This is a genomic window from Sphingorhabdus sp. YGSMI21 (genome assembly GCF_002776575.1).
Lineage (GTDB): Bacteria > Pseudomonadota > Alphaproteobacteria > Sphingomonadales > Sphingomonadaceae > Parasphingorhabdus.
On sequence record NZ_CP022548.1, the window covers coordinates 1,149,575 to 1,175,538 of the forward strand.

The 25,964-nt window shown below is 60.0% G+C and carries 26 protein-coding genes and 1 tRNA gene; 14 read left to right on the plus strand and 13 right to left on the minus strand.

The genetic code is table 11. From position 1 onward, the window contains the following. Window positions 1-41 precede the first annotated feature (41 nt). A complete protein-coding gene (locus CHN51_RS05570; RefSeq protein ID WP_164088992.1) occupies window positions 42-1,151 on the minus strand; it encodes a glycosyltransferase family 4 protein in 1,110 nt (369 codons plus the stop codon). A gap of 379 nt (window positions 1,152-1,530) precedes the next feature. Here CHN51_RS05570 and CHN51_RS05580 point away from each other — a divergent pair, with 379 nt between their 5' ends. After that, complete coding sequence (locus tag CHN51_RS05580; RefSeq protein ID WP_100093141.1) at window positions 1,531-1,803, plus strand: hypothetical protein; 273 nt, start codon at window positions 1,531-1,533, stop codon at window positions 1,801-1,803. Between the two features lie 87 nt (window positions 1,804-1,890). Here CHN51_RS05580 and CHN51_RS05585 read toward each other — a convergent pair whose 3' ends face one another. Further along, window positions 1,891-2,691 carry a nucleotidyltransferase family protein gene (locus CHN51_RS05585; RefSeq protein ID WP_100093142.1) on the minus strand — a complete coding sequence of 267 codons (801 nt, stop codon included), beginning with the start codon at window positions 2,689-2,691 and terminating at the stop codon, window positions 1,891-1,893. A 637-nt stretch (window positions 2,692-3,328) separates the two neighbouring features. On the opposite strand from CHN51_RS05585, the gene CHN51_RS05590 reads away from it, so the two are divergent. Further along, window positions 3,329-3,652 carry a hypothetical protein gene (locus CHN51_RS05590; protein ID WP_100093143.1) on the plus strand — a complete coding sequence of 108 codons (324 nt, stop codon included), beginning with the start codon at window positions 3,329-3,331 and terminating at the stop codon, window positions 3,650-3,652. 238 nt (window positions 3,653-3,890) lie between these two features. Here the strand turns inward: CHN51_RS05590 and CHN51_RS05595 are convergent. Further along, window positions 3,891-3,979, minus strand: a tRNA-Leu gene (locus CHN51_RS05595). A 119-nt stretch (window positions 3,980-4,098) separates the two neighbouring features. Between CHN51_RS05595 and CHN51_RS05600 the strand changes: the two genes are divergently transcribed. Next, complete coding sequence (locus tag CHN51_RS05600) at window positions 4,099-4,491, plus strand: hypothetical protein (RefSeq protein ID WP_100093144.1); 393 nt, start codon at window positions 4,099-4,101, stop codon at window positions 4,489-4,491. Window positions 4,492-4,509: 18 nt separating this feature from the next. Here CHN51_RS05600 and CHN51_RS05605 read toward each other — a convergent pair whose 3' ends face one another. Next, entirely contained in the window at window positions 4,510-5,283 is a 774-nt protein-coding gene (locus CHN51_RS05605; protein WP_100093145.1) for a zinc-ribbon domain-containing protein, read from the minus strand. Window positions 5,284-5,480: 197 nt separating this feature from the next. Between CHN51_RS05605 and ftsE the strand changes: the two genes are divergently transcribed. The 5 genes from ftsE (at window position 5,481) to CHN51_RS19975 (ending at window position 9,511) form a co-directional block, all read left to right on the plus strand. Beyond that, the gene (gene ftsE, locus CHN51_RS05610) at window positions 5,481-6,194 is read left to right on the plus strand and encodes a cell division ATP-binding protein FtsE (protein ID WP_100093146.1); all 714 of its coding nucleotides are present in this window, start codon (window positions 5,481-5,483) and stop codon (window positions 6,192-6,194) included. Window positions 6,195-6,206: 12 nt separating this feature from the next. Then, window positions 6,207-7,103 carry an FtsX-like permease family protein gene (locus tag CHN51_RS05615; RefSeq protein WP_100093147.1) on the plus strand — a complete coding sequence of 299 codons (897 nt, stop codon included), beginning with the start codon at window positions 6,207-6,209 and terminating at the stop codon, window positions 7,101-7,103. 8 nt (window positions 7,104-7,111) lie between these two features. Further along, on the plus strand, window positions 7,112-7,645 hold the full coding sequence (locus CHN51_RS05620) for a YdcF family protein (RefSeq protein WP_100093148.1): 534 nt from the start codon (window positions 7,112-7,114) through the stop codon (window positions 7,643-7,645). 1 nt (window position 7,646) lies between these two features. Then, complete coding sequence (locus CHN51_RS05625; RefSeq protein ID WP_100093149.1) at window positions 7,647-8,336, plus strand: lysophospholipid acyltransferase family protein; 690 nt, start codon at window positions 7,647-7,649, stop codon at window positions 8,334-8,336. A 200-nt stretch (window positions 8,337-8,536) separates the two neighbouring features. Continuing rightward, window positions 8,537-9,511: a hypothetical protein gene (locus CHN51_RS19975; RefSeq protein WP_206169988.1), complete on the plus strand. Its 975-nt coding sequence runs from the start codon at window positions 8,537-8,539 to the stop codon at window positions 9,509-9,511. Between the two features lie 179 nt (window positions 9,512-9,690). Here the strand turns inward: CHN51_RS19975 and CHN51_RS05635 are convergent, their stop codons facing one another. Beyond that, a complete protein-coding gene (locus CHN51_RS05635) occupies window positions 9,691-10,290 on the minus strand; it encodes a hypothetical protein (RefSeq protein ID WP_100093150.1) in 600 nt (199 codons plus the stop codon). A 1-nt stretch (window position 10,291) separates the two neighbouring features. Continuing rightward, entirely contained in the window at window positions 10,292-10,930 is a 639-nt protein-coding gene (locus tag CHN51_RS05640; RefSeq protein WP_100093151.1) for an HdeD family acid-resistance protein, read from the minus strand. A 318-nt stretch (window positions 10,931-11,248) separates the two neighbouring features. Between CHN51_RS05640 and CHN51_RS05645 the strand changes: the two genes are divergently transcribed. Both CHN51_RS05645 and CHN51_RS05650 read left to right on the plus strand, forming a co-directional pair. Next, window positions 11,249-11,854 carry a hypothetical protein gene (locus tag CHN51_RS05645; protein WP_100093152.1) on the plus strand — a complete coding sequence of 202 codons (606 nt, stop codon included), beginning with the start codon at window positions 11,249-11,251 and terminating at the stop codon, window positions 11,852-11,854. A 41-nt stretch (window positions 11,855-11,895) separates the two neighbouring features. Further along, window positions 11,896-12,291 (plus strand): cupin domain-containing protein, encoded by a 396-nt coding sequence (locus CHN51_RS05650; protein WP_100093153.1) that lies wholly within the window; start codon window positions 11,896-11,898, stop codon window positions 12,289-12,291. An 85-nt stretch (window positions 12,292-12,376) separates the two neighbouring features. Here CHN51_RS05650 and CHN51_RS05655 read toward each other — a convergent pair whose 3' ends face one another. From CHN51_RS05655 to hisC, 3 genes are all read right to left on the minus strand, one after another. After that, entirely contained in the window at window positions 12,377-13,873 is a 1,497-nt protein-coding gene (locus CHN51_RS05655; protein WP_206169990.1) for an MFS transporter, read from the minus strand. A 583-nt stretch (window positions 13,874-14,456) separates the two neighbouring features. Further along, window positions 14,457-15,365, minus strand: a complete 909-nt coding sequence (locus CHN51_RS05660) for a prephenate/arogenate dehydrogenase family protein (protein WP_100093155.1) — start codon at window positions 15,363-15,365, stop codon at window positions 14,457-14,459. Next, entirely contained in the window at window positions 15,365-16,465 is a 1,101-nt protein-coding gene (hisC, locus tag CHN51_RS05665) for a histidinol-phosphate transaminase (RefSeq protein ID WP_100093156.1), read from the minus strand. Before hisC ends, CHN51_RS05660 begins: the two co-directional genes overlap by 1 nt. A 115-nt stretch (window positions 16,466-16,580) precedes the next feature. Here hisC and CHN51_RS05670 point away from each other — a divergent pair, with 115 nt between their 5' ends. The 4 genes from CHN51_RS05670 to CHN51_RS05685 all read left to right on the plus strand — a co-directional run bounded on the left by CHN51_RS05670 (window position 16,581) and on the right by CHN51_RS05685 (window position 19,074). Beyond that, window positions 16,581-17,705 carry a homoserine O-acetyltransferase gene (locus CHN51_RS05670; protein ID WP_100093157.1) on the plus strand — a complete coding sequence of 375 codons (1,125 nt, stop codon included), beginning with the start codon at window positions 16,581-16,583 and terminating at the stop codon, window positions 17,703-17,705. A gap of 124 nt (window positions 17,706-17,829) precedes the next feature. Continuing rightward, entirely contained in the window at window positions 17,830-18,420 is a 591-nt protein-coding gene (metW, locus tag CHN51_RS05675; RefSeq protein ID WP_100093158.1) for a methionine biosynthesis protein MetW, read from the plus strand. A 136-nt stretch (window positions 18,421-18,556) separates the two neighbouring features. Then, entirely contained in the window at window positions 18,557-18,811 is a 255-nt protein-coding gene (locus CHN51_RS05680) for a type II toxin-antitoxin system prevent-host-death family antitoxin (protein WP_100093159.1), read from the plus strand. Continuing rightward, the gene (locus CHN51_RS05685) at window positions 18,808-19,074 is read left to right on the plus strand and encodes a Txe/YoeB family addiction module toxin (protein WP_100093160.1); all 267 of its coding nucleotides are present in this window, start codon (window positions 18,808-18,810) and stop codon (window positions 19,072-19,074) included. The genes CHN51_RS05680 and CHN51_RS05685 overlap by 4 nt, the downstream gene beginning before the upstream one ends. Window positions 19,075-19,407: 333 nt before the next feature. Here CHN51_RS05685 and CHN51_RS05690 read toward each other — a convergent pair whose 3' ends face one another. From CHN51_RS05690 to pheS, 4 genes are all read right to left on the minus strand, one after another. Beyond that, window positions 19,408-20,709: an MFS transporter gene (locus CHN51_RS05690; RefSeq protein ID WP_100093161.1), complete on the minus strand. Its 1,302-nt coding sequence runs from the start codon at window positions 20,707-20,709 to the stop codon at window positions 19,408-19,410. A 17-nt stretch (window positions 20,710-20,726) separates the two neighbouring features. Beyond that, window positions 20,727-22,289, minus strand: coding sequence for a peptide chain release factor 3 (locus CHN51_RS05695; protein WP_100093162.1), 1,563 nt, complete (start codon window positions 22,287-22,289; stop codon window positions 20,727-20,729). A gap of 98 nt (window positions 22,290-22,387) precedes the next feature. Further along, window positions 22,388-24,760 (minus strand): phenylalanine--tRNA ligase subunit beta, encoded by a 2,373-nt coding sequence (gene pheT / locus CHN51_RS05700; protein ID WP_100093163.1) that lies wholly within the window; start codon window positions 24,758-24,760, stop codon window positions 22,388-22,390. Continuing rightward, entirely contained in the window at window positions 24,757-25,872 is a 1,116-nt protein-coding gene (pheS, locus tag CHN51_RS05705) for a phenylalanine--tRNA ligase subunit alpha (protein WP_100093164.1), read from the minus strand. Before pheS ends, pheT begins: the two co-directional genes overlap by 4 nt. Between the last annotated feature and the right edge of the window lie 92 nt (window positions 25,873-25,964).

A 25,964-nucleotide genomic window follows, 5' to 3' on the forward strand; every position in this document is an offset into this window, starting at 1 on the left:
GGTTCGTTCGGCCGTCGATATAGCTGGCCCTCGCCGGGCTCCTAGGCCCGCGACGGCCGGACCCGGGATGTCTCGCGGGCGCCGTCATCGGCGAACAGTTTCTCGTAGAGGCCAATCGTCTGCTCGGCGATTTCTTCCCAGTGCGGGAAGCGCGCGGCGTCCACGCGAAACACTGCGGGATTGGCGTTGGCCCGGACCAGCGCGCTGACCATGCTGCGGATATTGCCGGGGCTGAAATAATGTTTGGCGTTGAGCCTCAGGTCCCGGTTTTCCGGAAGATCGCTCAGCAGCAGCGGGCAACCGAGGCTGATCGCTTCGAGCAGGGTGTTGGAATGGCCTTCGCGGATCGACGGGTTCACGAAGAAGCGGGCACCGCGATAGAGCGGCGCGAGCCCCGACCGCGGCAGGCTGCCCAGCAGCACGATCCGCTCGTCCCCCAGATCCTCTATCTGCTTCCGCCCGCTGTTCTTGCTCCAGTCGCCGACGATCACCAGCTGCATCTGCGGATGGTTCTTGGCGAATATGCGGAAGGCGGAAATCAGGCTGTGGATATTCTTCTTCTGTGATATCTGGCCAACGAACAATATATAGTCCCCGCTGACCGGGGCGGGCAGATCATCCGGATAATGTTCGGCTTTGTCGAGCGCGTTGCCGATCACATGGATATTGTCCAGTCCGCCCGGACCATCCAGTTTTCTGGCCAGCGCCGGGGTCACGGCGATGATGCGGTCGGCCCAGCGCAGCTGGTATTTCGCCCAATCCATGATCCATTTCGCGGGACCGCTCGGCGGAGGGGCGTGACAATTGGCGCCGTAGGAGACAACAGTCTTGCAGCCGATCAGCTTGTAGGCCCACAGCAGCAGGGCGGATTTCAGGCCGGTGAAATGGACAATATCCGGCCGCGTCCGGACCGCCTTGAACAATGTCGCCATGGCATAGAGCTGCCGGTCGATTGTCAGCAGGCCCACCGACGGCGCGCGCCAGAGCGCGACGCCACGATAATGGTCGCTTTGCACATGGCGTTTCATCCCGGCAATGCACACCTTCCAGCCCCGGCTGGCAATCAGGGGAAATAGCCGTTCTGCATTTTTCTCGGCGCCGCCCTCGACATCCGGGATGCCACGAGCGCCGACCACCAATATTGATTTCACTATCTGTGTTCCCTGCTGGAGCCAGAATAGTAAGCCATATCGCACCAAGCTGGTTAACAAATTCAAACGCGATCAAGCCTGTTGTCCGGTTAAGACAAATATTCGTGAGAAATACTGGCGGTTTTCATGATATTCTGCGGATTTTCTGCGCCAATCCTGTGGTCGGGTTGCGAGAATATTGGCCAGCCATGATTATATACAGGGGCAGGGGCCGCGAATGGCAGGCCGCGAATCAGGCTGCCGGTCCGCAAAACCGGGCGAAGCGACGCGGTCAGCCGCGATCGTCCCGGCAAGCGGCAACAGGGCCGCAAACGGGCTCGGCGCGGCGCGATGCCGAAATCCCCTCGCCTGTACGGCTCGGGAGAGCTATTGATCCGTCATGACCCTTTATCTCTTATATTGCCCGGAAAGCCCCGATAGCCCGCTCGATCTCCATGGCGACGGGTATCAGGTCGATGATGATCTGTATCTCGTCAGCAGTGAACTGACCCGCTCGAAGCTCTATCACCGCATCAAATGGCAGCTTGCGGACGACAGTCCCCTGCTTCTGGCGCCGCTATCCGGTGCGCCCAAGTTCAAGGGCATGAATCCCGGTTCGCTGAAATGGCTGCGCGAGGGCGGTTACGAGGGCGGTGAAACGGGTTCCACCTGACCGCGCGCTGGCCCGGACGATATGTCCACCCATTCCCGTGGAGGTTTCCCCCGCCATGATCATCGGGGTCAATTTTGCAGGGGCCGGCTATCCGCTGGCGCGTTTCGCGTCCTGCTCCAGCAATTTGGCAACAACCCGATATGTCCGCTCATTATCCACATCGATCGCATTGCGCCCCTCTTCGAGGACCACCGGCTTGACGCGAAGACCGATACGTCTGGATATCCGCCGCATTGCGAAATCCAGGCTGACCATGCCGGACCGCAACAACAGCAGGTTCAGCACCCCGAAGCTTTCGACGATCCGGCCCATTTTCTTGGCAAATTGCCCGCCGCCGCGGAAAATTTCCGCCGCGGCCAGCGCATGGGTGCCGGACAGGCCGTAAAGATTGCAATTCGAATAATGATTATCCGAAAAGGTGTAGAAACGGTTCTGCCCCTCCGGATGGGTCGACAGCACGGCGGGCTTGGTGGTCAGGGCAACCGCGACATCCGCATCGGACAGCAGCGCGTCGGCCATTTTCTGAATGGCGACGGCGGTCAACAGCGCATTGTCCGCCGTCGTTATCATGGTGGGCGTGTCGCCCATTTCGTCCATCGCGGCGATGACGCTGTCGGTGATGCTCGGCTCGGAGGGGATACAGCGGATCTGCCTGCCGCTATCTCCCAGTGCCTCGATGATCGGGGCGAGCGCGGCAAATGCGTCCGGTTCGATCGAGATGCCGATGTCGGCCACGGCGGGATGGCTGGTCAATGTCTCCAGCACGTGCATGATCAGCGGTTTGCCGCCGATAGGAATGATGCATTTGTGGGACATATTGTGCGCAGTGGCCAGCGGATCGGTGATTCCGGGGCGCTGGGCAGCGAGCAGGATAACATTTGCGGACATCTAAATTACCATCACTTCATGGTTCTCGACCAGGGAACATTGCCTCATGCCTTTAACCATAGTCAATTGCATATTTGGCGGCCGCCCGATCGCAACCCGCTTCCGACCAAAGACATATTATCTTCGGCCAACCGGTGCCGGTGGTTACACAGCGCAATTATCCGCTAGAAATCAGGCGCCGGTGCCGAGGCCCGTCTCCGGCATGGCTGGTCATCGATGATTTTGCCTGACCGGCTGTTTCCCTGCCAGAGGGGACGCGGGAATAGTGGCTCAAGAGGGCATGTTTCCAAATTGGCAGATAGTCGCAACCATCCGGCCTGCGCGAGAGCCGCAATCCACTCCGCAATTTGTCTGCAATGGTGCCCCATAGGCTTTAAAGACGGGCACCCGAATCATTGCTGAATTTCAGCCGAGCTACCCTCGGGCGAGCACATCGGTCACGGTTGCCCCATTCCTAAAGCATGTTCATCTTCAGAGCGGCCATTGACCACGAATTATCTGCTTGCGCCCCAATGGCAATAAATGGGTGGGAAGCGGACAGGCAGGTTTCGTTCTGACCAATTAACGAAGCGGTCATTGCGCCTCCGACCCGTCTAGGCCATAATCAGGCAATAGGTACTGGGTAAGGAAAATTGGGGTGGCAATCGACAAGCGCGATTTGTTTGAAAGCACAAAGGCACTCTGGCCTGAGATGCTAGACTTGTCAGCAACCGACGCAGCGAACAATATTTACTGGGCAAATGAACGAACGCTATCAGTGGACGATAATTGGCGACAGGTTGCGCTGTGGGCATTCCATCAGGGGCTCGCGGACCTTGAAAAGGAAGCCGTCGCGAACGGCATATCGAAGATTTCGCCTCGCAACCTAGATTTTTCTACTTTTGACAAGTGGATGCGCTTTAATCTTGAGGGTGACGACGGGTGGGCAATGGAGCGGATCGAGTGGGACGGCGCGGCCTGAAGGTCGGCTTCTGGGTGCGGTTTCGGACGACCAGAATGGCGATATGTGGGGCGGAAGCTGACGTTTCAATCGCGTCGAGGAAGCTGTCTGCTTGCATGACGTTGCGAGCCAGGCGCCGTTGGTTCGCAATGAACCCAAATGCGCTTGTTGCGCTCTGCGGCCCGCTTCTGCAGACTTGGTGCCCATCCTGACTGCCTGGCCCGGGCAGCAATGGCGGTTTTCCGGGTAAAGTCTGAAATGGTGCGGTCGAGAAGACTCGAACTTCCACGGGGTATTAACCCCACAGCGACCTCAACGCTGCGCGTCTACCAATTCCGCCACGACCGCACTGTCTCTAGCTTGGGACAGCAAAGTCCCGGGTAGGCGCGTGCCCTTAGCAAAGGGGTTTCCCAGCCGCAACAGATATTCGTCGCGATCTCGTTTCTCCGTTAACCGGTGGCCCGATTATGTCCCGCAAAAGCACAGCCGGCGGCGCAGCAGCCGCGATCCGCAGAAAAATGCCGGTCGAGGCAGCTGTTAACCTTCTATTGACCTTGTTCGTGCCCGCCCAGGTCCGCTTTATCATGGCCATGGACGGTCTGTTTCTTTTCATGCTCCTGCTCGGCGCAACGCCCGACCGGCCCGCGGTCGAGGCCGCTGCCGGACCGTCGCAGGTGCAGGCCGTGGCGAGCGCCAGAATCCTGCGCGCGGAAGTGATCGATTTTGGTGGTCCGCTCGACCGGCGGGACTTGCGGGGCTTTCGTCAGGGAGAGGACAAATTCGGGACGGCCACAATCCGCTCGACCGGCGTGGCCGAAAGCGCCGATGGCCAGCTGATCCGATTGCAGGAATTTCACTGAACCGGCCGGGAAAAGCGTCTATTCGCGGCTTTGATCCGCCCAGCCGACCTCCAGCTGGCTTGCGGCGCGCGGCACATCCAGCTTGGCTTCGTTGAAATTGATCTTGGCACCCGGTGCGAGCGATGCTGCCGGTGCCTTCATTTTCCAGCTGTAAACGATCCGGCCACCGGCATCGCGCAGGATCACCAGCATCGGCGGGATCGCCTCGTCATTGGTTGTGGGATTGATGATCGTCCCGCTGGCGGCAAAATATTCGGTACCGTCGGCCAGGGTCCGGCGATCCTGCTTCTCGCTCAGTTCGATCAGCAGCGGGGTTTCCTCGGTCGAGGCAAATTCATAGTCGGAGACCCATTGCGGTGGTCCGAAATAATATAAGGCGGCGCCCGCGGCCAGCACCAGGGCGGCAAAGACAATGGCGGCCATGGTCCACAGCTTCGCCGGATTGCGCCGCGCCTTGAATGGTGGTTCGTGGGCAAAGCTGCTTTCGCCTGCGGCATAGCCCGGGGTGACGGAAATCGGTGGCGGCGGGGCCGAACGCGTGACCGGAGAGGCAGGCGGGTTGGGTTCCCAGTCCTGCTCGACCACCGGTTCTGCCTTGGCAGCGGGTGGAGTCTGCGCGGGCGGGGCGCTCTCGTCCTTTTGCTTTTCCCGGACCGGCGCCTCTTCCAGAACCGGAGGCTCCTGGAACCAGCTATGGCGACAGGATGCGCAGCGAACCGAACGACCATTGGGTCCGATGGCACTGTCGGGCACGAGATAACGGGTTTTGCAAGCCGGGCAATTCAAAATCATGACACCCCTCTAAACACGCCATGAGGATAAACTGCAAGTGGCTGCTTGACCGATTTGAGACCGAATCGGGTTTTTCCGCGTTTTCCTGACGAATCGCCTGTCGTTGCCTGACAGCGGAGTTGATTTGGGGGGTGTTAACGGCCTATTGGTCAGGCGACCGGGCAATATTTCGCCGCGATATTGGAATGTAGAGCATAATGGACGAAATTGTTCGATTTGAAAATGTCGGTCTGCGCTATGGTGCGGGCGCGGAAACTCTGGCCGATCTCAATTTCACCCTGTTTCCGGGCAGCTTCTATTTTCTCACCGGGGCCTCGGGTGCCGGCAAGACATCGTTGCTGAAACTCCTCTATCTGTCGCAGCGCCCCAGCCGCGGTGTGATCCGGCTGTTCGGCGAGGATGCGGTCACCATGCCGCGCGAGCGTCTGCCCGGCTTCCGCCGCCGGATCGGCGTGGTTTTTCAGGACTTCCGTCTGGTCCCGCATCTGTCTGCCTTCGACAATATCGCGCTTCCCCTGCGGGTGGCCGGGGTACGCGAAAAGGATCTGGAAGTCCCGGTGGCGGAAATGCTCGAATGGGTCGGGCTGGGAGACCGGGCATCGGCCCGGCCGGCAACGCTCTCGGGCGGCGAGCAGCAGCGCGTGGCGATTGCCCGGGCGGTGATCGGCAGGCCGGAAATACTGGTCGCCGACGAGCCCACCGGCAATGTCGACCCGGAAATGGCGATCCGCCTGCTGCAATTGTTCGAGGCGCTGAACACGCTGGGAACGACGATCGTGGTGGCAACCCATGACATTCATCTGCTCAGCAAGATTCCCGGCGCGCAGATGATGCGGTTGGAAAAAGGCATGCTTGCCGATCCGACCGGATCGCTGCGCCACCCGCCGCGTCCCAAAGACCAGAGGCAGTAGGGCGCAGGGCCGATGTTCAAATTTTTCGCCATTCCCGCCCATGACCGGCGCCTGATACCCGAAGGCCGCCTGTCCGGTCCGATGCCCTGGGTGATCGCGATCATGATCTTTCTAACGGTCCTTGCCGCCGCCGCCGGGCTGGCGATGAACCGGGCGATCAGCGATGTCTCCGACGAACTGTCCAGCCGGGCGACGGTGCAGATTATCGAAGCCAATCCGGAAATCCGCCGCCGTCAGGCCACCGCCGCCGCCGAACGGCTGCGCGCCCTGCCGCTGATCGAAGAGGTCCGGGTGCTGCCGCCCGCGGAAATAGAAGCGCTGATCGAGCCATGGCTGGGTACGCAGGATCTGGCCGACGATATCCCGCTCCCCGCGCTGATCGATCTGAAACTGGTGCGGGTGGCGACGGAGGCAGAATATCAGTCCCTGCGCGGCGCGCTGCAGGCGATTGCACCGGGCGCCCGGGTCGAACCGAGCAGCGGCTATATCGCGCCGGTCATTGCGCTGGTGCGATCGCTGCAGTGGATCGCCTTCGGTCTGGTCGGCCTGCTCGCTCTGGCGACCGGGGCCGCGGTGATCATTTCGGCGCGGTCGGCGCTCAACACCCATGGTGAAACGATCGCGGTCGTGCATCTGCTCGGCGGCACCGACCAGCAGATCAGCCGCCTGTTCCAGCGGCGCATCGCCCTGGACGCCCTGCTCGGCGGCCTGATCGGGCTGGTTGGCGGCACCGCGATCATCTGGCTGATCAGCATCCAGCTGAACGCGCTGGGGTCCGGACTGGTCGAATCCGTCGGTCTCGACTGGTGGAGCTGGTTGATAATTGCCGCCATTCCGATATTGGGGATGTTCCTTGCCATGGTGACCGCCCGATTAACGGTCATCGGCGCCCTGAAAAAGATATTATAGCCTGCCGGATGATTTTGCGTTTCTTCTCTTTCCTGATCCTGCTGTGGATCATTGGCTTTGCCTGGTTTGCCATCGATCTGCCGCGTCCGGCGGACGATGACGCCCATACCGGGTCGGTCGTTGTCCTGACGGGTGGTGCCGGGCGCATCGACCGGGCCCTCGACATGCTCGAGGCCAAATCAGGGGGCAGGCTGTTGATCTCCGGCGTCGACCGCGATGTGAAGCCGGCGGAACTCGCCGCCGAATATGACCGGCCGGATGACCTGTTCGATTGCTGCATCGATCTCGGTTTCCAGGCGGTGGACACGCGTTCCAATGCTCTGGAAATCGCCCGCTGGGCGGCGCGGCGGGGCGACAAGTCGGTGCGCCTGGTGACCTCCGACTGGCATATGCGCCGGGCCCGGCTGGAACTGGAACGGGCGATGCCGGCCGATGTCCGGATCCTCTCCGATGCCGTCCAGACGCGCCCCTCGCTCGGCACCTTGTTCACCGAATATAACAAATATCTGATGCGCCGTCTGGCCGCTCTGGCGGGGGTCTGAGATGCTGTCCGTCATCCGTTCGCTGATCTTCATGGCGGTTTTCTACATCGGCTCGGTTCCGATCATCATCGCCACCTTTCTCGGCGCCTTTTTCTGGCCGCCGACCATCTATTATATGGCGCAATATTGGAGCCGCTATCACTATGTCTGCGCCCGGCTGATTCTCGGCATCCGGGTCGAGGTCCGCGGCGAGATTCGCGACGAGCCGCTGCTCTATGTGTTCAAGCATGAAAGCATGTTCGAAACCATCGATCTGCTGCGCCTGTTCGAAAAGCCGGTGGTGATCGCCAAGAAAGAGCTGCTGGTCATTCCCCTGTGGGGCTGGATCGCCACCAGGCACGGTCTGCTCGGTATCGACCGCGACGGCGGCGGCGCAGCGATGCGGCAGATCATCAAGCAGGCGAAGAAAGCGGTGGCGGAAGGCCGCCCGATCGTCATCTTCGCCGAAGGCAGCCGCGCCCATCATGGCGAACGGCCGGAGCTGCAGACCGGTTTTGCCGGCATCTACAAGCTGCTCGGCATCCCGCTGGTGCCGGTGGCGCTGAACAGCGGCATCGTCTCGCCGCGCGACACGTTCGTCCAGAAAAGCGGGGTGATCACCTACGAAGTGCAGCCGGAGATCGAACCGGGGCTCGACCGCGAGGATATCCGCGACCGGGTACACGCCGCCATCAATATGCTGAACGACTAGGAACAACCGGCTTTTCCAGTTTGTCCCGCTCCGTTTCCGAATGGCAACCGGGCCGGCCGGTCTTGTCTGCCAGATCCAGCTAAGGGAGATTACGTGGTTATCTGTCGGCGAGGACGGGTTAGGGCAAGGCTTCATGGTCGGGAAGGGGCGGATGACGGATAATATCGCACTTTTCCCCTATAGAGTCCGGAGAAGAGAATATGTCTGAACAACCAATATCCACCGTCCGCGAAGCGGTTGGCGTCTTTCCATCCGAAACCGCGCTTCAGGCGGCGGTCGATGATCTGATGTCCCATGGTTTCCATCGGTCGGAACTCAGCCTGCTCGCGCCCCTATCCGCGGTTGAAAAGGAACTGGGGCACAGCTTCACTTCGGTAACAGAACTGGAAGACGAGGCGGCGGTTCCCACCACGGCCTATATTTCGACGGACGCGATCGGCGATGCAGAAGGCGGCGTGTTCGGTGGCTTGATCTATGTCGGCGCGCTGGCGACGCTCACCGCAGTCGTGGCATCGGGCGGTGCTATTGGCGCGGCCATCATCGCCGCCGCAGCCGGCGGGATCGGCGGCGGAGCGATTGGCGCGGTCCTCGCAAAGCTGATCGGAGAGCATCACGCCGATATCATCGAGGACCAGCTGGAACGCGGCGGACTGCTTTTATGGGTGCGGACATGGAATGCCGCAGATGAAGCGCGCGCCGTAAGGATTCTGGCCGAACATAGCGGCTCGGATGTCCATGTTCACGAACTGCCCGCGACCCATGCCGTCCTGGAAGACCGCTATAATGGCGAAACATTCCCCGGTGAGCTGCAAGCCTATCGCGGCGTGCCCTATTCCTATCTCCCCAATGGCGAATATTATATCGCCGGTGAAGTCCTGCCGACCGAACGATGCGTCAAGGCAAGGATTGACCGGGATCTCTATCTCGAAACATTGCGGTCCGAAGCGAAAGAGCAAGGCTGGGATATCGAGTCGCTGCTGGGCAATCCCGCTGGTGTATTTCAAACGCCGGCCAGGCTGTTGGCCACCGACCTGCCGGATCCAATCAAGGCCGATATTCTCAAGCGCTGGGCCTATGGCGAAAAGCAGCTCGAGATCGCATCGGATGATGGCATGAAACCAACGGTCAACGGCGATCGCCTGCAGGAAATCAATCTGGCGCTAGAGCGGCTGTAAGCGGCTCGGGCTTTCCGGTTCAGCTCCGTAACAGCTGGCTGGCGTCGTGCTTGCCGGTACCCAAAAAGAATTGGCCCGGGTTTCCAGACAGGAAACCCGGGCCTTTCAACATGGAGTACATATATTGGCGGAATGAGGGAGGGAGGCATCCCCGCATTCCGCTGAATGTGCCCGGTTGATTACATCGCCTTTTTGAAGGCGGATTGCGTTTCATCGAGCGCTTTGTCGAATGCCGCGCGCGATGCGGATAATGCGTCACGCACCGCCGCCCATGATGCAGCGCCTGCCTTGTTCAGGTCTTTCAGCTTGGCGATGGCAATGTCCTCATTTTTCTCCAGCTTTGCGACGGCAGCATCTACTTCTGCCTTGCTGCTCGCCTGGAATGTCTTTGCCGATTTCCTGACGCGTTCCATGGTTTTTTCCCAGGCGTATTTCAGCGCCTCGATACGCACCTGAAAATAGGCTTTGTCTTGTTCGTACATTCCGGCCGCGGCATCAAAATAGGCCATGACATTATCTTCGAACTTGGCCCATTCGGCTTCCATATCCTTGCGGGCTTCGGCGGTTACCAACTCCCCGATTTCCTGATTCTCTGCAACCCACGCCTGATAGGCGTCACGGTTGGCCTTCATCCTGGCAATCGCTGCATCCGCCTTGGCGCGGGCATCTGCCTGCACATCCTGTGCCCGTGCCTCAAAATGGGCGACGGAGGCGTCAATTTCGTCGAGGCGATTCTTGGCGCGTTCAATATAGCTGTGAAGATGGCTTTGATTGGTCATTTTATATTTCCTTGAGGTTAGCTTCGGGGGAATCGGGTTTGGTTGATCGAGCGGCGCTCTTTGCGGTCGAAGGTGTTTCGGTTGTTTTGCCAATGGCTGATGCCAGCATCACCAGTGTCCAGCCGGAGATGATGATGTTGATTCCTGCCAGCAAGCCGAGCGTCCAGAGGGCGGAAAAGGGCAGTTGCCACCAGAGCAATATGCCGACAGCGGCGGCGGCGATGCCATTGAACAGCATCCAGCCCCAGCCGGTCGCGGGACGCATCTTGAAGGCAAATATGGTTTTCAAAACACCTTCTGCCAGAAATGCCGCGGCCACAAAGATGGTCAGCACGAAAATAGCTTCCAGGGGCCGGAGCATAAGCAAGATGCCAGCGGCCAGCCACAGAAGGCCGACGAGCACAGCCAGCAGAATTCGGCTCCATTTGTGAAAGCTGAAGGCCTGTATGATCTGGGCAATTCCGGCAATGACCAGCAAAACGGCAACGCATATCGCTACGCCGAAACTGCTGATCAGCGGAAAGACTATCGCGCCTGTACCGGCAAGGATCATGATGATCCCGGTCGCCATTATCCAGCCACGGCTGCTGGATATTTTCTCTTCGAAAACCGAAGGATCATCTTGGGTAGCGGCGGTCATAGTCTTTCTCCAATCAGGGCAACGGCAGCGCTCAAATATTTGGTTGTGGTAAATCCAGACTGTGTTGGAATCCGGATTGATCAAACTCGCGGCTGCTATTTACGACCGGATATCATGGCTCAAAATCCGTAAATGCACCTAGATGGTTGCGCCTCATATCGGTCTGAAACGCCGTGACTCCCGAACGCTCCAAAAAGCATTCTGTCAAATCGCTGTTGTGGAAATTACGTAGTTACAAATCGATGCCCATATTGTCTTGAGGCCCTACCCAAGGCGATGATGATATCTCGCCACCCATATCTTCAAGGAGCCCGAGGCATGAAAAAGACAATATCAACAATTGGCACCGCGCTGGCCCTATCCCTCGCGGTTCAAGGCTGCACCCAGAAAACAGACAGCGATGACGGTGCGGAATGCAGCACGTCCGAAAATGACGCGATGGCCGATGCGCGGGGAAGCATGGAAGCGGCCAAGAATGATGCCAGCAAAGCGGCGATGGAAGCGCATGACGCGGCCAGAATGGCGGTGATGGCGGCGAAGCTTGCGGTCTGTTCCGAAGCACAGAAAGACAAAGAGGCCGCCGCACAAATGGCGATCGAGGCCGAGGCTGCCGCCAAACAGGCGCAAGCCCGCATCATGGCAGCCAATGCCGAAATCGATCTGGCGGTGAATGAAAATGCCCGCAAGGCGCAGGATCTGGTGGAAGAGGCCGTGGCTGCCACCAGCGCAGCGGTTCTCGAAACCAACGCATCGCTGATGGCGGGACTGGAATCCGACACCGCCGCCGCGAAACAGGCTGCGGATTCTGCACAAAAGGCTGTGATCAAAGCGGCGGCGGCGACTGCGGATGCTAGCAAAGCGGCCCAGGTTGCGGCAAAGGAAACCTGGGAAAAGGAAATGCAGGACGGCGGCGAAAGCGAATAAGGGCCGGAACAGCCGACCAGCGCCAATTGAAGGAAATTTGAATGCAGGGATTTGTCGACAATATCGAAGCTTTGACGGAAGAAAATAATGACTTCCGCCGGGTGCTCTACACCGGCCATAATCTGCAGCTGGTGCTGATGACCCTCCAGCCCGGCGACGAGATTGGAATGGAGGTCCATGACGACCGCGACCAGTTCTTCCGGATCGAAGAGGGCAGCGGGGAAATCTGGATCGATGGCAAGGCAAACAAGGTCAAGGCCGATGACGGTATCATCGTGCCGCAGGGCGCCAGCCATAATGTCGTGAACAGCGGCAAGGAACCGCTTCGGCTCTACACCATCTACGGTCCACCCGAACATATCGACGGAACCGTCCATGCCACTGCGGCTGATGCTGCAAACGAGCATGAGCATTTTGACGGCAAGACGACCGAATAGCTGCCGTTTCCATTTGGGTTATCCGGATCGGATGACGGAGACTTTGCTGCAGCCAGCAAATTGTCACCGTCATCCGATTGGGATATTACCGCCCCATGTCGCGCTGAATGGTGCGGCTGGCCATGTAGAAATGGAACACCGCCCATAGATAGAGGCATTTGAACAGGATCATCGACCATTGCAGTCCGTCGGCATTGGCCGAATCGCAAGCGGTCTGGGCGGCCACCGCAAGATTGCTTGCCTTGCACGCCTCCAGCGTCAGCGCCGGATCCAGCCCCGACAGGAAGGTCGCGTTCAATATCGTCGACAGGCCGCCGATCAGCGGCGGTCCGAGTCCGTAACCGAGCAGGTTGACGATGAACAGGGTCACGGCCACCGCCGTTGCCCGCATCCGGCTGTCGACCACCCCGCTCGGCACGGCATAGAGTGGGCAAAGATAGGTATAGAGCAGCATCTGGCCGACCATCATCAGCGGGACCGCCAGCCACAGACTCTCCGCCAGATAGCCGACAACGTGCATGGGAATCACGCCGAGCAGCGCGAACATCGGTATCAGGGCCAGCGCCTTGGGAAAACGCTCGGCATATTTGTCCGCCAGAAAACCTGACATATAGGTCCCGATCGACGCCATGACCGCCAGCGCCAATGCGACTTTGACCGAGGCGTCAAATATCGACAGTTCATGGGTGCGGATCAGGAAGGACACGAAAAACTGGCCGACGCCATAATTGACGAACGAGGCGATGGTGACGCCCATGGTGACGTGCCAATAGGCGGGCTTTTGCGACAATATTTTCAAGACCTCGCGAAACCCGACTTGCGCCTTGTTCTGCATTTCCACCGGGTCGGTATAGCCGCGGGGCGGCTCCTTGATCGTCATCTTGACGATCATCGCGACGATCAGACCAGGCACGCCGACGACCACGAAAGCGACGCGCCATCCCTCGATATTCTGCCAGTCGAGCGCGTTCGCCGCCCAGGTCCAGTTCCAGCTGTTGAACATCGCAGCGACCGTGGGGCCATCGAGATTGCCGACAATGAAGCCGCCGAACACATAGGCGACCATGCCGCCCAGCGGGATGCCCAGCGCGTAGACCGAAACGGCGGTCGAGCGTTCCCTGGGAATGAAATAGTCGGCGATGATCGAATTGGCGGGCGGCGAGCAGCCCGCTTCGCCGATGCTGACGCCGATACGGAATATGAACAATGCGATAAAGCTGGTGGCAAAGCCGCATAAGACGGTCATCAGGCTCCACAAGGCCACCGATCCGGCGATGATCCAGACCCGGTGGTTCTTCTCGGAGAAACGGGCGATCGGGATGCCGACAAATGTATAGAGAATCGCAAAAGCCGGGCCGCCGAGCAGTCCCATCTGCCAATCCTCAACCCCGAAGCTTTCCTTGATCGGCTCGGTCAATATATTGATGATCGTACGATCGATGAAATTGAAAATATAGACGGTGAGCAGGATGCCGAGAATATAGTTGCGGTAATTCCTGGTTCCATAACCCGTGTCCGGGCTCCCGCCATTGCTGGCACCATGGTTGGAATGCGCGACCTCGGTCGCTGTAGTTTCGGCCAAATCCAGACTCCCCTAGCGGTTCCCAACTGATTGTTGCCGTTGGGTATCCCGGCATCGTACCGAAATTTTTGGCATTGTATATCCCGTTGTAAAAAAACGCTTTCGACCAGTACAGCACGAACGGTTTTTCTGAAGCGCGTTCGCCGCCGAAGGGCGGCGCCCGGAACAGTCCTGTCCGATCGACTGGACCCCGCCCTGCGGCGGGGAACAGAGAGGGGAGGCGTAAATGCTGTAACGATCCCTGAACCCGTCATCCAAATAGCGCTGTCCTACACCAATCTCGACCGTCTATTATCGCCAAAGATCCTGCGCCATGGGCAGGACGGGCTCTTTGACAATTGGGATGGAATGATCACGCTTGCTGCTGCCGCCTGTTTTTAGCGGACCGGGTCGAGGGTAATCCGGAAGGTCACACTAGACGAGCGGTCGCGGACCAACAAAGGCGAGAAATCTGCGGCTTCGGGGCAAAGGTCGCGGAAAACAAAAGCGGCCAACGCTGTAAAGTTCCTGCCGGCTATCAATAACTAGGATCGCGCGGAGGCAGGCAATATCCCGGCGATGGCTTTGCTGCGACTAAAGAGCGTTAATCGTGCGTACGTCCGAAATCGGGCGCGGCATCGTCCTGGCCTTCTTCGATAATCCGGCGGCGAATCGCGCGGGTCTTGGTGAACAGGTCGAACAGTTCGTCGCCCTTGTCCCAGCGGATCGCGCGCTGCAGGGCGGAGAGATCCTCGGAGAAGCGCTGGAGCATCTCCAGCACCGCGTCCTTGTTGGACAGGAACACATCGCGCCACATGGTGGGATCGGAGGCGGCAATGCGGGTAAAATCGCGGAAGCCGCCGGCGGAATATTTGATCACCTCGCCGCGGGTCACATCTTCCAGATCGGACGCGGTGCCGACGATCGTATAGGCGATCAGATGCGGCAAATGGCTGGTCACCGCGAGCACGAGATCATGATGTTTGGCATCCATGATCTCGACATTGGCGCCGAGCTTTTCCCAGAAGGCCTTCACCCGCTCGATATCGCCTTCGGCGGCACTTTCCGGGGGCGTGAGGATGCACCAGCGGTCCTGGAACAGGGTCGCAAAGCCGGAATCCGGGCCGCTATTCTCGGTGCCGGCGACGGGGTGGGCCGGGATGATCCGGGCGCCGGGAAGCGCCTTGGCCAGAGCGGCCAGCACACTTTCCTTGGACGACCCGACATCGCTGACGATGGCATCGTCCGGCAGGTCGTCGGCAATTTCGGCGGCAACCTCTGCGATCACGCCGACCGGTACGCAGAGGATGGCCAGATCGGCGTCGGTGACCGCTGCTCCGGCAGAGTCGCTGACATCGTTGCAGAAGCCCAGTTCGATGACCCGCGCCCGCACCGCCGGATCGGCATCATATCCGGTGATCCGCGCGGTTGGCATGGCTTCACGCACGGCATGGGCAATCGACGAGCCGATCAGCCCGATACCGATGATCGCAATATTGGCAAAAGGCAGCATCAGTCGGCGGCTTCCAGTATCTCGCGCAGGGCCTGGGCCACGCCGCGGGTTTCCTCTTCGGTGCCGATGGTGATGCGCAGGCCGTTGACCAGCCCCTGTCCGGGCAGCCAGCGTACCGCATAGCCCTTGTCCATCAGCGCGCTATTGGCCTGTTCGGCGGTCACCTTGCCCTCGAACAGGACCAGCAGGAAATTGGTGTGGCTCGGCACGACCTTGAGGCCGTGATTGCCGAGTGCGCCCATCTCGTCGCTCAGCCATTGCCGCCATTTGGCATTATGCTCGCGGCTCATGGTCACAAAATCGTCGGCGGCCAGCGCGGCGACGGCGGCGTCTTGGCCGGCGGTGGTGACATTGAACGGCAACCGGATCCGGTTCATCGCGCCGATGATATCGGCATGCGCATAGCCCCAGCCGATCCGTTCGGCGGCAAGTCCGTGAATCTTGGAAAAGGTGCGGGTGACAAGCACGTTGGGCTGGTTGCTCGCCAGTTCCATCGCGCCATCATCCTGCCCCTCGTCCATATATTCGGCATAGGCGGCATCGAGCACCAGCAGCACATGGCCGGGCAGGGCGGCATGCAGGCGGGCGATCTCGGCGCGCGGGGTGAATGTGCCGGTCGGGTTATTGGGGTTGGCTATGAATATGACCTTGGTCCGGTCGGTGACCTTGGCGAGAATGGCGTCGACGTCGGTGCCATAATCCTTGTCGTCGGCGACCACCGGCGTGCCGCCATAGCGCCGCGCCGCGATATCATAGACGGCAAAGCCATATTTGACGTAGATCACTTCATCGCCCGGCCCGCTGAACGCATTGGCGGCGAGGTGGAGCACGTCGTCCGAACCAGTGCCGCAGATGATCCGCGCCGGATCGAGACCATGTTTCGCGGCGATCGCCTCGCGCAATTGGGTCGAGCCGGGATCGGGATAGCGATCGACCGAGCCGGAAGCGGCGTTCAGCGATTGTGCCGCCGCGGGACTGCAGCCCAGCGGGTTCTCGTTGGCCGACAGCTTGACGATCTTGCGGCCATCCGCGCCGGTCGATTTGCCGGGCACATAAGGGGCAATGCCCATGATCCAGTCTTTAGGTTTTGGTCCGCTCATTGCCTTGGTCCGCTTGTCTGAAGATGTTCCGTGTCGCCGGACTAACCTTTGCGGCCTGTCAGTCAACAGCATTATCGTTTGACGCTCGGGATTTCGCCGCTTAGCTCCCGTGTTGATGACTGAAGATGCCCGCTTTGGATTGGATCGGAAGGTTCGCCTGCTCGGACCGCTGCCGCTGGACAGCGGGGCACAGCTCGCGCCCGTCGATCTCGCCTATGAAACCTATGGCACGCTCAATGCCGACGCCAGCAACGCGATCCTGATCTGCCATGCGCTGACCGGCGATCAATATGTCGCCTCGAAACACCCGCTGACCGGCAAGGACGGCTGGTGGGTAAGGATGGTCGGACCGGGCAAACCGATCGACACCGACCGGCATTTTGTCATCTGCGCCAATGTGATCGGCAGCTGTCTCGGCAGTTCCGGGCCGGCGACGGTCAATCCCGCGACCGAAAAACCCTGGGGCATGGATTTTCCGGTTCTGACCATCTCCGACATGGTGCGCGCGCAGGCCTTGCTGATCGATCATCTCGGCATAGAAAGGCTGCACGTCGTCGTTGGCGGCTCGATGGGCGGGATGCAGGCGGTCAGCTGGGCGGCGCTCTATCCGGATCGGGTGGGCTCGGCGGTGATCATCGCATCGGCGGCCCGCCACAGCGCGCAGAATATCGCCTTTCACGAGGTCGGAAGGCAAGCAATCATGGCCGATCCGCGCTGGCGTGGCGGGGCTTATTATGCGGATGATGATCCGCCGAGCAGCGGCCTCGCGGTCGCCCGGATGGCGGCGCATATCACCTATCTCTCGGAAGCCGGCCTGACCGAGAAATTCGGTCGCCGGCTGCAGGATCGTGACGCCAAGACGTTTGGCTTTGATGCGGATTTCCAGGTCGAATCCTATCTCCGCCATCAGGGGATCAGCTTTGTCGACCGTTTCGATGCCAACAGCTATCTCTACATCACCCGCGCCATGGACTATTTCGACCTCGCCGAGGCCCATGGCGGTGTGCTGGCCAATGCCTTCCGGGGCTCGAAAACCCGCTTCTGCCTGATCAGCTTCGATACCGACTGGCTCTATCCGACCAGCGAAAGCCGGGCGATCGTCCACGCGCTCAACGCAGCGGGGGCAGAAGTCAGCTTCATGGAATTGTCGAGCCCCTTCGGCCATGACAGCTTCCTGCTCGACAATCCCGAGATGAACCGGATCGTCGATGGGTTTCTGAAGGCGGGAGAGGGCCGATGAGCAATTTTATATCCATGGTCACCCTGAACTTGTTTCAGGGCCCATCGCGCCTGATAACACAGGCAGCGAGCGCGAACAAAGGGGTGCTGAAACAAGTTCAGCATGACGAAACAAGGGTGGCCGCATGACCCGACTCCGTCCCGATCTGCAGATCATCGCCGATAATATCGCGCCGGGCAGCCGCGTCCTCGATATCGGCTGCGGCGACGGCGCGCTGATGGCGGCGCTGCGCGATGAAAAGGGCTGCGATGCCCGCGGCCTGGAGATCAATCCGGTCAATGTCGCCAGCGCGGTCGCCAAGGGGCTGTCGGTGGTGCAGGGCGATGCCGACACCGATCTGGCCGCCTATCCCGACGGCAGTTTCGACTATGCGATCCTCAGCCAGACGCTGCAGACCACCCACCGACCGGACATCATGGTCGACCAGCTGCTGCGCATCGGCAACCAGGCCTTCGTTAGCTTCCCCAACTTCGCCCATTGGCGGGTGCGCAGTTCCTTGCTGTTCGGCGGCCGGATGCCGGTCACCCGCCTGATCCCGCAAAGCTGGTATGACACGCCCAATATCCACCATGTCACGATCGACGATTTCCGCGCGCTGGTGCAGGACGGCAAATATACGCAGGAAGGGCAGTGGTTCCTCAGCGGCGACAAGCAGACCGGGCGCGGCCTGGCGAACCTGCTGGCGGAACATGCGGTGTTCTTGTTGCGCGGGTGATCCCGTCATCCCAGCGAAGGCCGGGATCCAACCCGATGGCAGCGAGGTTCGCGAACCTGGTTTAGGCCCCAGCCTTCGCTGGGGTGACAAGAGTCATCTTGACATTGTACAACATTAGGTACAAGTTGAGTCCAGCATGTTGATGGAAAATTTCTCGAAGGCCCGCGCCAATCTCAAGGCGCTGATGGATCGCGTCGTGGCGGACAAGATTCCCCTGAAAATTACCCGTCAAAATGGCGAGGCGGTGGTCATGATCTCGGAGAGTGAGTGGGCCGGTATGGAAGAAACTATCCATTTACTGTCTTCACCAAAAAATGCCGAACGCTTGCTGGAGTCGATAAGGCAACTTGATGCCGGAGAGGGATTCGAGCCTGAGCTTTTCAAGCAGTGAATGTATTATTCTCCGGGAAAAGTTGGCCGGAATATCGATATTTCCAGGAACATGATCCAAAGCTTTCCGAACGAATATATTCGCTGATAGAGGAATGTCGCCGGACGCCTTTCCGCGGTACCGGCAAGCCAGAGCCATTGCGCGGCCAACTGAAAGGCTGGTGGTCGCGGCGTATAAACCGCGAGCACCGCCTGGTCTATCGCGTCCGTGGCGAAGGGGCAGAGCAAGTGCTGGAAATAGCGCAATGCCGATATCATTATTGACTCGGGCTTGTTCATAGTAATCAACGTCATCCCGGCGAAGGCTGGGATCCAACCCAATGGCAGCGAAATTCGCGGATCAGATGACGGTGAAACCGAACCATCCTCTCCCATAGGGAGAGGCAAGTAAGACTTGGCCGACAGGCCTAGTCGCACTCGGTGAGGGAGTGGATCTTTCCAAGTTTCAAAACCCCTCACCGACTTTCGCTAATCAGCAAAGCTGACAAGCTGCAGTTGCCTCTCCCTATGGGAGAGGATGAAGGTTGATAAGACCCGATTTGGAGCGGTCTACCCTCGAAAATTTCCTAAAGGTTCATCGCCGACCGCAGGGTACCTTCACCCCCGCTGCACCTCGTCCAACCCAAACGCCGCCCATATCGCCAGCCCGCTCATTCCCGCCATCACCGCCAGCACCATCTCCCCGCCAAACCAGTTCGCGACCAGACTGAAAACGCCGCCCGCCAGCAACAGCAATCCGATGATCGTATTCGACAGCGCGGTATAGGCGGCGCGGCTGTCCTTGTCGGCCATGTCGACGAGATGCGTTGACCGGCCGAGGCGCACGCCCTGATAGGCGATCATCAGGCCGAACAGCAGCACCGGCAATATATAGCCGCCGCTCAGCGTTCCGGCGAAGGCGAGCCAGCTTGTCACGGCCAATATGAGCGCCGCCACCATTGCCGAGAAGACCAGCACCTTGCGGCTGGACCGGTCGGACAGGCGACCCCAGACGAAGCTGCTGCACAGGCTGGCGAGGGCCGAAGCGAGGACCAGAAAGCCGAGCTTGTCATAGCCTTCCCCGGCCTGGCTGCCGACGGCAATCATGAACGGCGGCGCCAATGCGGTGGCGGTCAACAGGCCGCGGGTCAGGATGAAGCGGACGAGCTGTGGATCATCGCGCAAATAGGCGAAATTTTTATAGGCTTCCTTCAGCGCGGATTTCCCGCCTTCGGTCGCTCCGGGCTCTTCCTTCAAGCTAGCGAACAACAAGGCGCTCAATAGCCATGCCATGCCGGCCAGAAACAGGCCGCCGGTGACCAGCAGCATCCGGTCGACGAGATTGGACGATAGAGCGAGCGCATAGATAATCACGCTGACCGACGCGATAGAGCCTGCCAGACCGGTCGCGGTGCCGCGCCGGGACTTGTCGATTGTCTTGCCGAGCACGTCCTTGTAGCAGACCGAGCAGATACTGCGCGCCAGCGCCAATATCGCCAGCGCGATCACAATCGCCCAGCCCGCGGCCGCACCGGTCATGGTGATCGCGATCAGCCCGATCGCGGCTGCTCCCAGACCCTGTACCAGCGATCCGACCGCCCATGCCCATTTGCGGCGCTGCAATTTCCGCAAATATCCGGCGGTCAGAAGCTGCGGCAGCAAGGCGCCTGCCTCCCTGACCGGGACGAGCAGTCCGATCAGCGCCACCGGCGCGCCCAGCGACGTCATCAGCCAGCTGAGCACCAGCTTCGGGTCGATCAGCCCGTCGGCGCTTTTGGTCAGCGCCAGCGAGCCTACATGTTTGAAGAAATTGCCCGGTTCCTGATTGCAGGCGCTTTCCGGGATATCGGCGCAGACGCGACCTTCGTCATCGATGGTGATCGCCTGAAAGGCTTTTTGGGTCGTGGATTTGCTGGCCATGACCCGGAGTTACCGGATTAGCGCTCGCGTGTCGCGCTGAACTTTAGGTCAGGATTGCGCTCTTCCTGATAGCCGACATCCCAGGCCGATTTGGCCAGAAACACCAGATTGTCATCGCGGTCCCGGGCAAGGCTGGACTGGTTGATATTGGCAAAGGCGTTCAAGGTCGCTTCATCACCGCTGATCCAGCGGGCGGTTTCGAACGGGGCCTGTTCCAGAAAGGCGTCGACTTTATATTCGGCCTGCAGGCGGGATACCAGCACCTCGAGCTGCAATTGCCCGACCACGCCGATGATCCAGTTGGCGCCCAGTTCGGGATAGAAAACCTGCACGACGCCTTCTTCGCTCAGATCGTCCAAAGCCTTGCGCAATTGTTTGGTCTTGGTCGGATCGCGCAGGATGACGCGGCGCAGGATTTCGGGCGCAAAATTGGGCAGGCCGGTGATCCGCACCTGGTTCTTTTCCGACAAGGTGTCGCCAACCCGCAAGGTGCCGTGATTGGGGATACCGATGATATCGCCCGGTTCCGCGGTGTCGGCAATTTCGCGGTCCTGCGCGAAAAACATAATTGGACTGTGAATCGCAATCGGCTTGCCCAGCCCGGACGGCGTTAGCTTCATACCGCGTTTGAACTCGCCGGAGCAAAGCCGCATGAAGGCAATCCGGTCGCGGTGCTGCGGGTCCATATTGGCCTGAATCTTGAAAATGAAGCCGGTGACATCGTCGCTCTCCGGATCGATCGGAGCCGGTTCGGCCGGTTGCGGGCGCGGCGAGGGTGCGTAATCGGCAATCGCCTCGATCAGCTCCTCGACGCCGAACTGCTTGAGCGCCGAACCAAAGAAAACCGGCGTCAGATCGCCGTTCTGATAAGCCTCTAGGTCAAAGCTGCTATAACCACCCTGCGCCAGTTCGCCTTCGCTGGTCAGTCGCTCGAGCGCGCCTTCGCTCAGCACTTCGGCCAGTTTTGGATCGTCGAGGCCGGTGAATTGCTGGGTCACACCGTCATATATTTTGCTGTCGCCGGTTGGCTGGTGCAGCTGGTTTTTGACCAGATCATAGACGCCTTCAAACTGCCCGCCCATGCCGGTCGGCCAGCTCATCGGACAGACGTCGAGCGCGAGCTTGTCGGCGACCTCGTCGAGCAGTTCGAACGGGTCGCGGCCTTCGCGGTCGACCTTGTTGACGAAGGTGATGATCGGCACATTGCGCATCCGGCAGACTTCGAACAGTTTCAGCGTCTGTGCCTCGATGCCGGACGCCGCATCGATCACCATGATCGCGCTGTCGACGGCGGTCAGGGTGCGATAGGTGTCCTCGGAAAAATCCTCATGGCCCGGCGTGTCGAGCAGGTTGAAGACAATGCCGTTGCGCTCGAAGGTCATGACGGAACTGGTCACCGAAATCCCGCGCTGCTGCTCGATCTTCATCCAGTCCGACCGCGCCCGCCGGTTGTCGCCCCGCGCCTTGACCTCGCCCGCCAGATGGATAGCGCCGCCCTTCAGCAGCAGCTTCTCGGTCAGCGTCGTCTTACCCGCATCGGGGTGAGAGATAATCGCGAATGTCCGGCGTGCTTTGGTCATATTAATATCTAACTCTCGTCATGCTGAACTTGTTTCAGCATCTCCATGTACTCGCTTGTCTCGAAAGATCCTGAAACGAGTTCAGGATGACGAATATTCTATCCTCTCAATTCAGCGCCCAATTTTGCCGCACTGGCCACAACCTTGTCCGAGAGCGCCTTCAAATCCTCTTCGGTCAATGTCGCATCTTGCGGTTGCAAGGTCACTTCCACCGCCAGCGATTTCTTGCCCTCGCCGACGCTCGGTCCCTCGAACAGGTCGAAAATCCGGACATCGGTAATCAGTTTCTTGTCCGCGCCCTTGACTGCGCGCACGAGATCGCCCGCTGGCAGATCCGCATCGACGATGAAGGCGAAATCGCGGGTCACCGCCTGCAACGCCGGTGGCGCAAAAGCGTCGCGCATGTGGCCGGATTTTTTCTTCAGCGGAATCGCATCGAGGAAAATCTCGGCGGCAACGGCAGAGCCTTTGAAACCCATCGCCTTGGTCGTTGACGGGTGAAGCACACCGTAAGCCGCCAAAATCTTCTTCGGTCCCAGCCGCAAGGTACCGGACTGGCCGGGATGATAATGATCGCCCGCTTCGCCGAAATCCATCAGCTTGTCGGTCGGTGCACGAGCGGCGTCCAATATCGCCAACACCTCGGCTTTGGCATCATAGGCATCAAATTTACTTGCGGCGCCGGCCTGCCAGCTGCGGGCGCGGTTTTCGCCGGCCAGAACCAGGCCGATGGTCGGATGCTCGCTGCTTTCCAGATAGCGGCGGCCGACTTCGAACAGGCGGATCGACGTTGCGCCGCGCGCTGCGTTGCGCTGGGCGGCCGCGATCAGGCCGGGCAGCAGGGATGGGCGCATCACCTTCAGGTCTTCGCTGATCGGATTGGCCAGTGACCAGCTTCCGCCACCGAAAGGCGCCGCTTCCTTCTCGGAAATGAAGCTCCAGTTGACGACTTCGTTGAGACCGCGCGCTGCCGCGGCCCGCCGTGCCTTGCGCTCGGCCAGCTGTTCCGGAGAGGCGGTGGGCTTGGCGACACCCGGCTTGCGGGGAAGCGGTGTCGATGGAACCTTGTCCAGTCCCTCTATCCGGATCACTTCCTCGACGATATCCTGCCAGCCGGTGACGTCACGACGCCATGTCGGCACAGTGATCTGCCAATTATCACCGATGACAAAGCCCAGCGCTTCCAAAATGCCGTGCTGTCGATCCGGATCGACATCCAGCCCGCCCAGGGCGGCGCATTGGCGCGGGTGATAATCGATCACGCGCTGCTCTGTCGGTGCTTCGCCGACGCGGGTGACCGCGCTGGCACTGCCGCCGCAAAGCGACTGGACGAGGGCCGTTGCGATTTCTATGCCTTCTTCCAGGAAAGCCGGATCAACGCCGCGCTCGAACCGCTGCCGCGCATCGCTGGTCAGCATTAGCTTCTGGCCGGTGCGGGCGATATGGGCCGGATCGAAATAGGCGCATTCGATTAGTACATCTTTGGTATTCTCGTCGGTGCCATTGGCGGCCCCACCCATGATGCCGCCGATACCATGCGCGCCCGCCTGGTCGGCGATCACGGTCATGGTCTCGTCGAGTAGATATTCCTTGTCGTTGAGCGCGACCAGCTTTTCACCGTCCTGCGCCTTGCGCGCAACCAGACCGCCGTTGAGCTTGGCCACGTCATAGACGTGCAGCGGGCGGCCCTGATCGAGCGTCACATAATTGGTGATATCGACCAGCGCCGAAATCGGTTTCTGGCCGGCAGATTTCAGCCGCGCCTGCATCCAGTCCGGAGACGCGCCATTGGTCACGCCGCTGACGGTGCAGCCGTAAAAGGCGGGACAGCCTTCCGGATCCTCAATCGCGATATCCGGACCGGTGCCATTGCGGGCGATGTTGGCGATGTCCATTGGCTTCAGCGTGCCGAGGCCGGCGGCGGCGAGATCGCGCGCTATGCCGCGCACGCCCATGCAATCCTGACGGTTGGGCGTGATCGCGACGTCGATGACCGGATCATCGAGCTTGGCATAGTCGGCGTAACTGGTGCCAACTTTACTGGCCGCACTTTCCGGCAGTTCGATGATCCCGTCATGATCTTCGCCCAGTTCCAGCTCGCGCGCGCTGCACATCATGCCGAAGCTCTCGACATCCCGGATTTTTGCGGGTTTCAGCGTGAAATCGCTACCCGGAATATAGGTTCCCGGAGGCCCGAATACACCGATCATCCCCGCCCTGGCATTCGGCGCACCGCACACCACCTGCCACGGTTCCGCCGCACCATCGTCAACTTTCAACAATTGCAACTTGTCAGCATTCGGATGCGGCCCGGCTTCGATGACTTTGGCAACACGGAATGGGCGCAGGGCATCGGCGGGGTTTTCAACCCCTTCCACTTCAAGGCCGATATCGGTCAGCTTCTCGGTAATTTCGGTGAGGCTTGCATCGGTTTCGAGATGCGACTTGAGCCAGCTCAGGGAAAATTTCATGCGCCGACTCCTCCGCTTAATGTCGGGACGTCGAGTGCGTCAAAGCCATAATGATCGGCCCAGCGCAGATCGCCGTCGAAGAAAGCGCGCAGGTCGTCCATGCCATATTTCAGCATCGCCAGACGGTCGATGCCGCAACCAAAGGCGAAGCCCTGCCAGACATCGGGATCCAGTCCGCAATTGCGGATGACATTGGGGTGGACCATGCCGCTACCCAATATTTCCATCCAGCCACCATTTTCGCCGCGCGGGTCTCCGCCGATGATCCGGCGACCTTTCTCGACCGAAAAGCCGACATCGACTTCGGCGCTGGGCTCGGTGAACGGGAAGTAGCTCGGGCGCAGGCGCAGTTCGATATCATCGCGCTCGAAGAAAGCGCGGACGAAGGTTTCCAGCGTCCATTTCAGATGGCCCATGTGGATGCCCTTGTCGATCACCAGCCCTTCGACCTGATGGAACATCGGCGTATGCGTGGCATCGCTGTCGCTGCGATAGGTGCGGCCGGGAGCGATGAGGTAAATCGGTTCACCCGCTCCGTCGGTCTTCTTCGCAACATCCATCATCGTCCGGATTTGCACCGGAGACGTATGGGTGCGCAGCAGTTTCGGCATCCCGCCCTCATCTGTCTGCGGGAAATAGAAAGTGTCGTGCATCGCCCGCGCCGGGTGGGTCTCGGGAATATTGAGCGCGGTGAAATTATGCCAGTCGTCCTCGATCTCCGGGCCGGTGGCGACCGAGAATCCGAGGTCGGCGAATATCTCTGCGAGCTCGTCCATTACCTGGCTAACAGGATGGATGCTGCCTTTCGGAGCGACAGGCGGCGGCAATGTCAGGTCAAGCTTTTCGGTGGCAAGCTTCGCATCCAGAGCGGCGGCCTCCATCGCCTCCTTGCGCGCAGCCAGCGCATCGGCAACCGCCTGCCGCGCGCCATTGATCTTCGGACCCTGTTCCTGCCGTTCTTCCGGCGTCATCTTGCCCAGGGTTTTCAGCAGCAGCGAAATCTCGCCCTTTTTGCCGAGCGCGGCCACGCGGATTGCTTCCAGCGATTCGCCATCGGCCGCCGCGCCAATCTGCTCCAGATATTTGTCCCTGACCGCTTCGATGTCGCTCATCATATTGTCCCGTTCTTGCTCGTTGCCCGTCTAGCAAGCCTCACGAAAAACCCAATAAAAAAGCGCCGCGAGATTGCTCCCCGGCGCTTCTT

Coding starts and splice junctions, on each gene's coding strand:
- CHN51_RS05640 (WP_100093151.1), bottom strand. CDS start 10,930: ATGACCGCCGCTACCCAAGATGATCCTTCGGTTTTCGAAGAGAAAATA.
- CHN51_RS05690 (WP_100093161.1), bottom strand. CDS start 20,709: ATGGCCAGCAAATCCACGACCCAAAAAGCCTTTCAGGCGATCACCATC.
- CHN51_RS05585 (WP_100093142.1), bottom strand. CDS start 2,691: ATGTCCGCAAATGTTATCCTGCTCGCTGCCCAGCGCCCCGGAATCACC.
- CHN51_RS05600 (WP_100093144.1), top strand. CDS start 4,099: ATGTCCCGCAAAAGCACAGCCGGCGGCGCAGCAGCCGCGATCCGCAGA.
- hisC (WP_100093156.1), bottom strand. CDS start 16,465: ATGAGCGGACCAAAACCTAAAGACTGGATCATGGGCATTGCCCCTTAT.
- CHN51_RS05615 (WP_100093147.1), top strand. CDS start 6,207: ATGTTCAAATTTTTCGCCATTCCCGCCCATGACCGGCGCCTGATACCC.
- CHN51_RS05580 (WP_100093141.1), top strand. CDS start 1,531: ATGACCCTTTATCTCTTATATTGCCCGGAAAGCCCCGATAGCCCGCTC.
- pheT (WP_100093163.1), bottom strand. CDS start 24,760: ATGAAATTTTCCCTGAGCTGGCTCAAGTCGCATCTCGAAACCGATGCA.
- metW (WP_100093158.1), top strand. CDS start 17,830: ATGACCCGACTCCGTCCCGATCTGCAGATCATCGCCGATAATATCGCG.
- CHN51_RS05670 (WP_100093157.1), top strand. CDS start 16,581: ATGACTGAAGATGCCCGCTTTGGATTGGATCGGAAGGTTCGCCTGCTC.
- CHN51_RS05650 (WP_100093153.1), top strand. CDS start 11,896: ATGCAGGGATTTGTCGACAATATCGAAGCTTTGACGGAAGAAAATAAT.
- CHN51_RS05660 (WP_100093155.1), bottom strand. CDS start 15,365: ATGCTGCCTTTTGCCAATATTGCGATCATCGGTATCGGGCTGATCGGC.
- CHN51_RS05645 (WP_100093152.1), top strand. CDS start 11,249: ATGAAAAAGACAATATCAACAATTGGCACCGCGCTGGCCCTATCCCTC.
- CHN51_RS19975 (WP_206169988.1), top strand. CDS start 8,537: ATGTCTGAACAACCAATATCCACCGTCCGCGAAGCGGTTGGCGTCTTT.
- CHN51_RS05695 (WP_100093162.1), bottom strand. CDS start 22,289: ATGACCAAAGCACGCCGGACATTCGCGATTATCTCTCACCCCGATGCG.
- CHN51_RS05605 (WP_100093145.1), bottom strand. CDS start 5,283: ATGATTTTGAATTGCCCGGCTTGCAAAACCCGTTATCTCGTGCCCGAC.
- CHN51_RS05680 (WP_100093159.1), top strand. CDS start 18,557: ATGTTGATGGAAAATTTCTCGAAGGCCCGCGCCAATCTCAAGGCGCTG.
- CHN51_RS05625 (WP_100093149.1), top strand. CDS start 7,647: ATGCTGTCCGTCATCCGTTCGCTGATCTTCATGGCGGTTTTCTACATC.
- CHN51_RS05635 (WP_100093150.1), bottom strand. CDS start 10,290: ATGACCAATCAAAGCCATCTTCACAGCTATATTGAACGCGCCAAGAAT.
- CHN51_RS05620 (WP_100093148.1), top strand. CDS start 7,112: ATGATTTTGCGTTTCTTCTCTTTCCTGATCCTGCTGTGGATCATTGGC.
- pheS (WP_100093164.1), bottom strand. CDS start 25,872: ATGAGCGACATCGAAGCGGTCAGGGACAAATATCTGGAGCAGATTGGC.
- ftsE (WP_100093146.1), top strand. CDS start 5,481: ATGGACGAAATTGTTCGATTTGAAAATGTCGGTCTGCGCTATGGTGCG.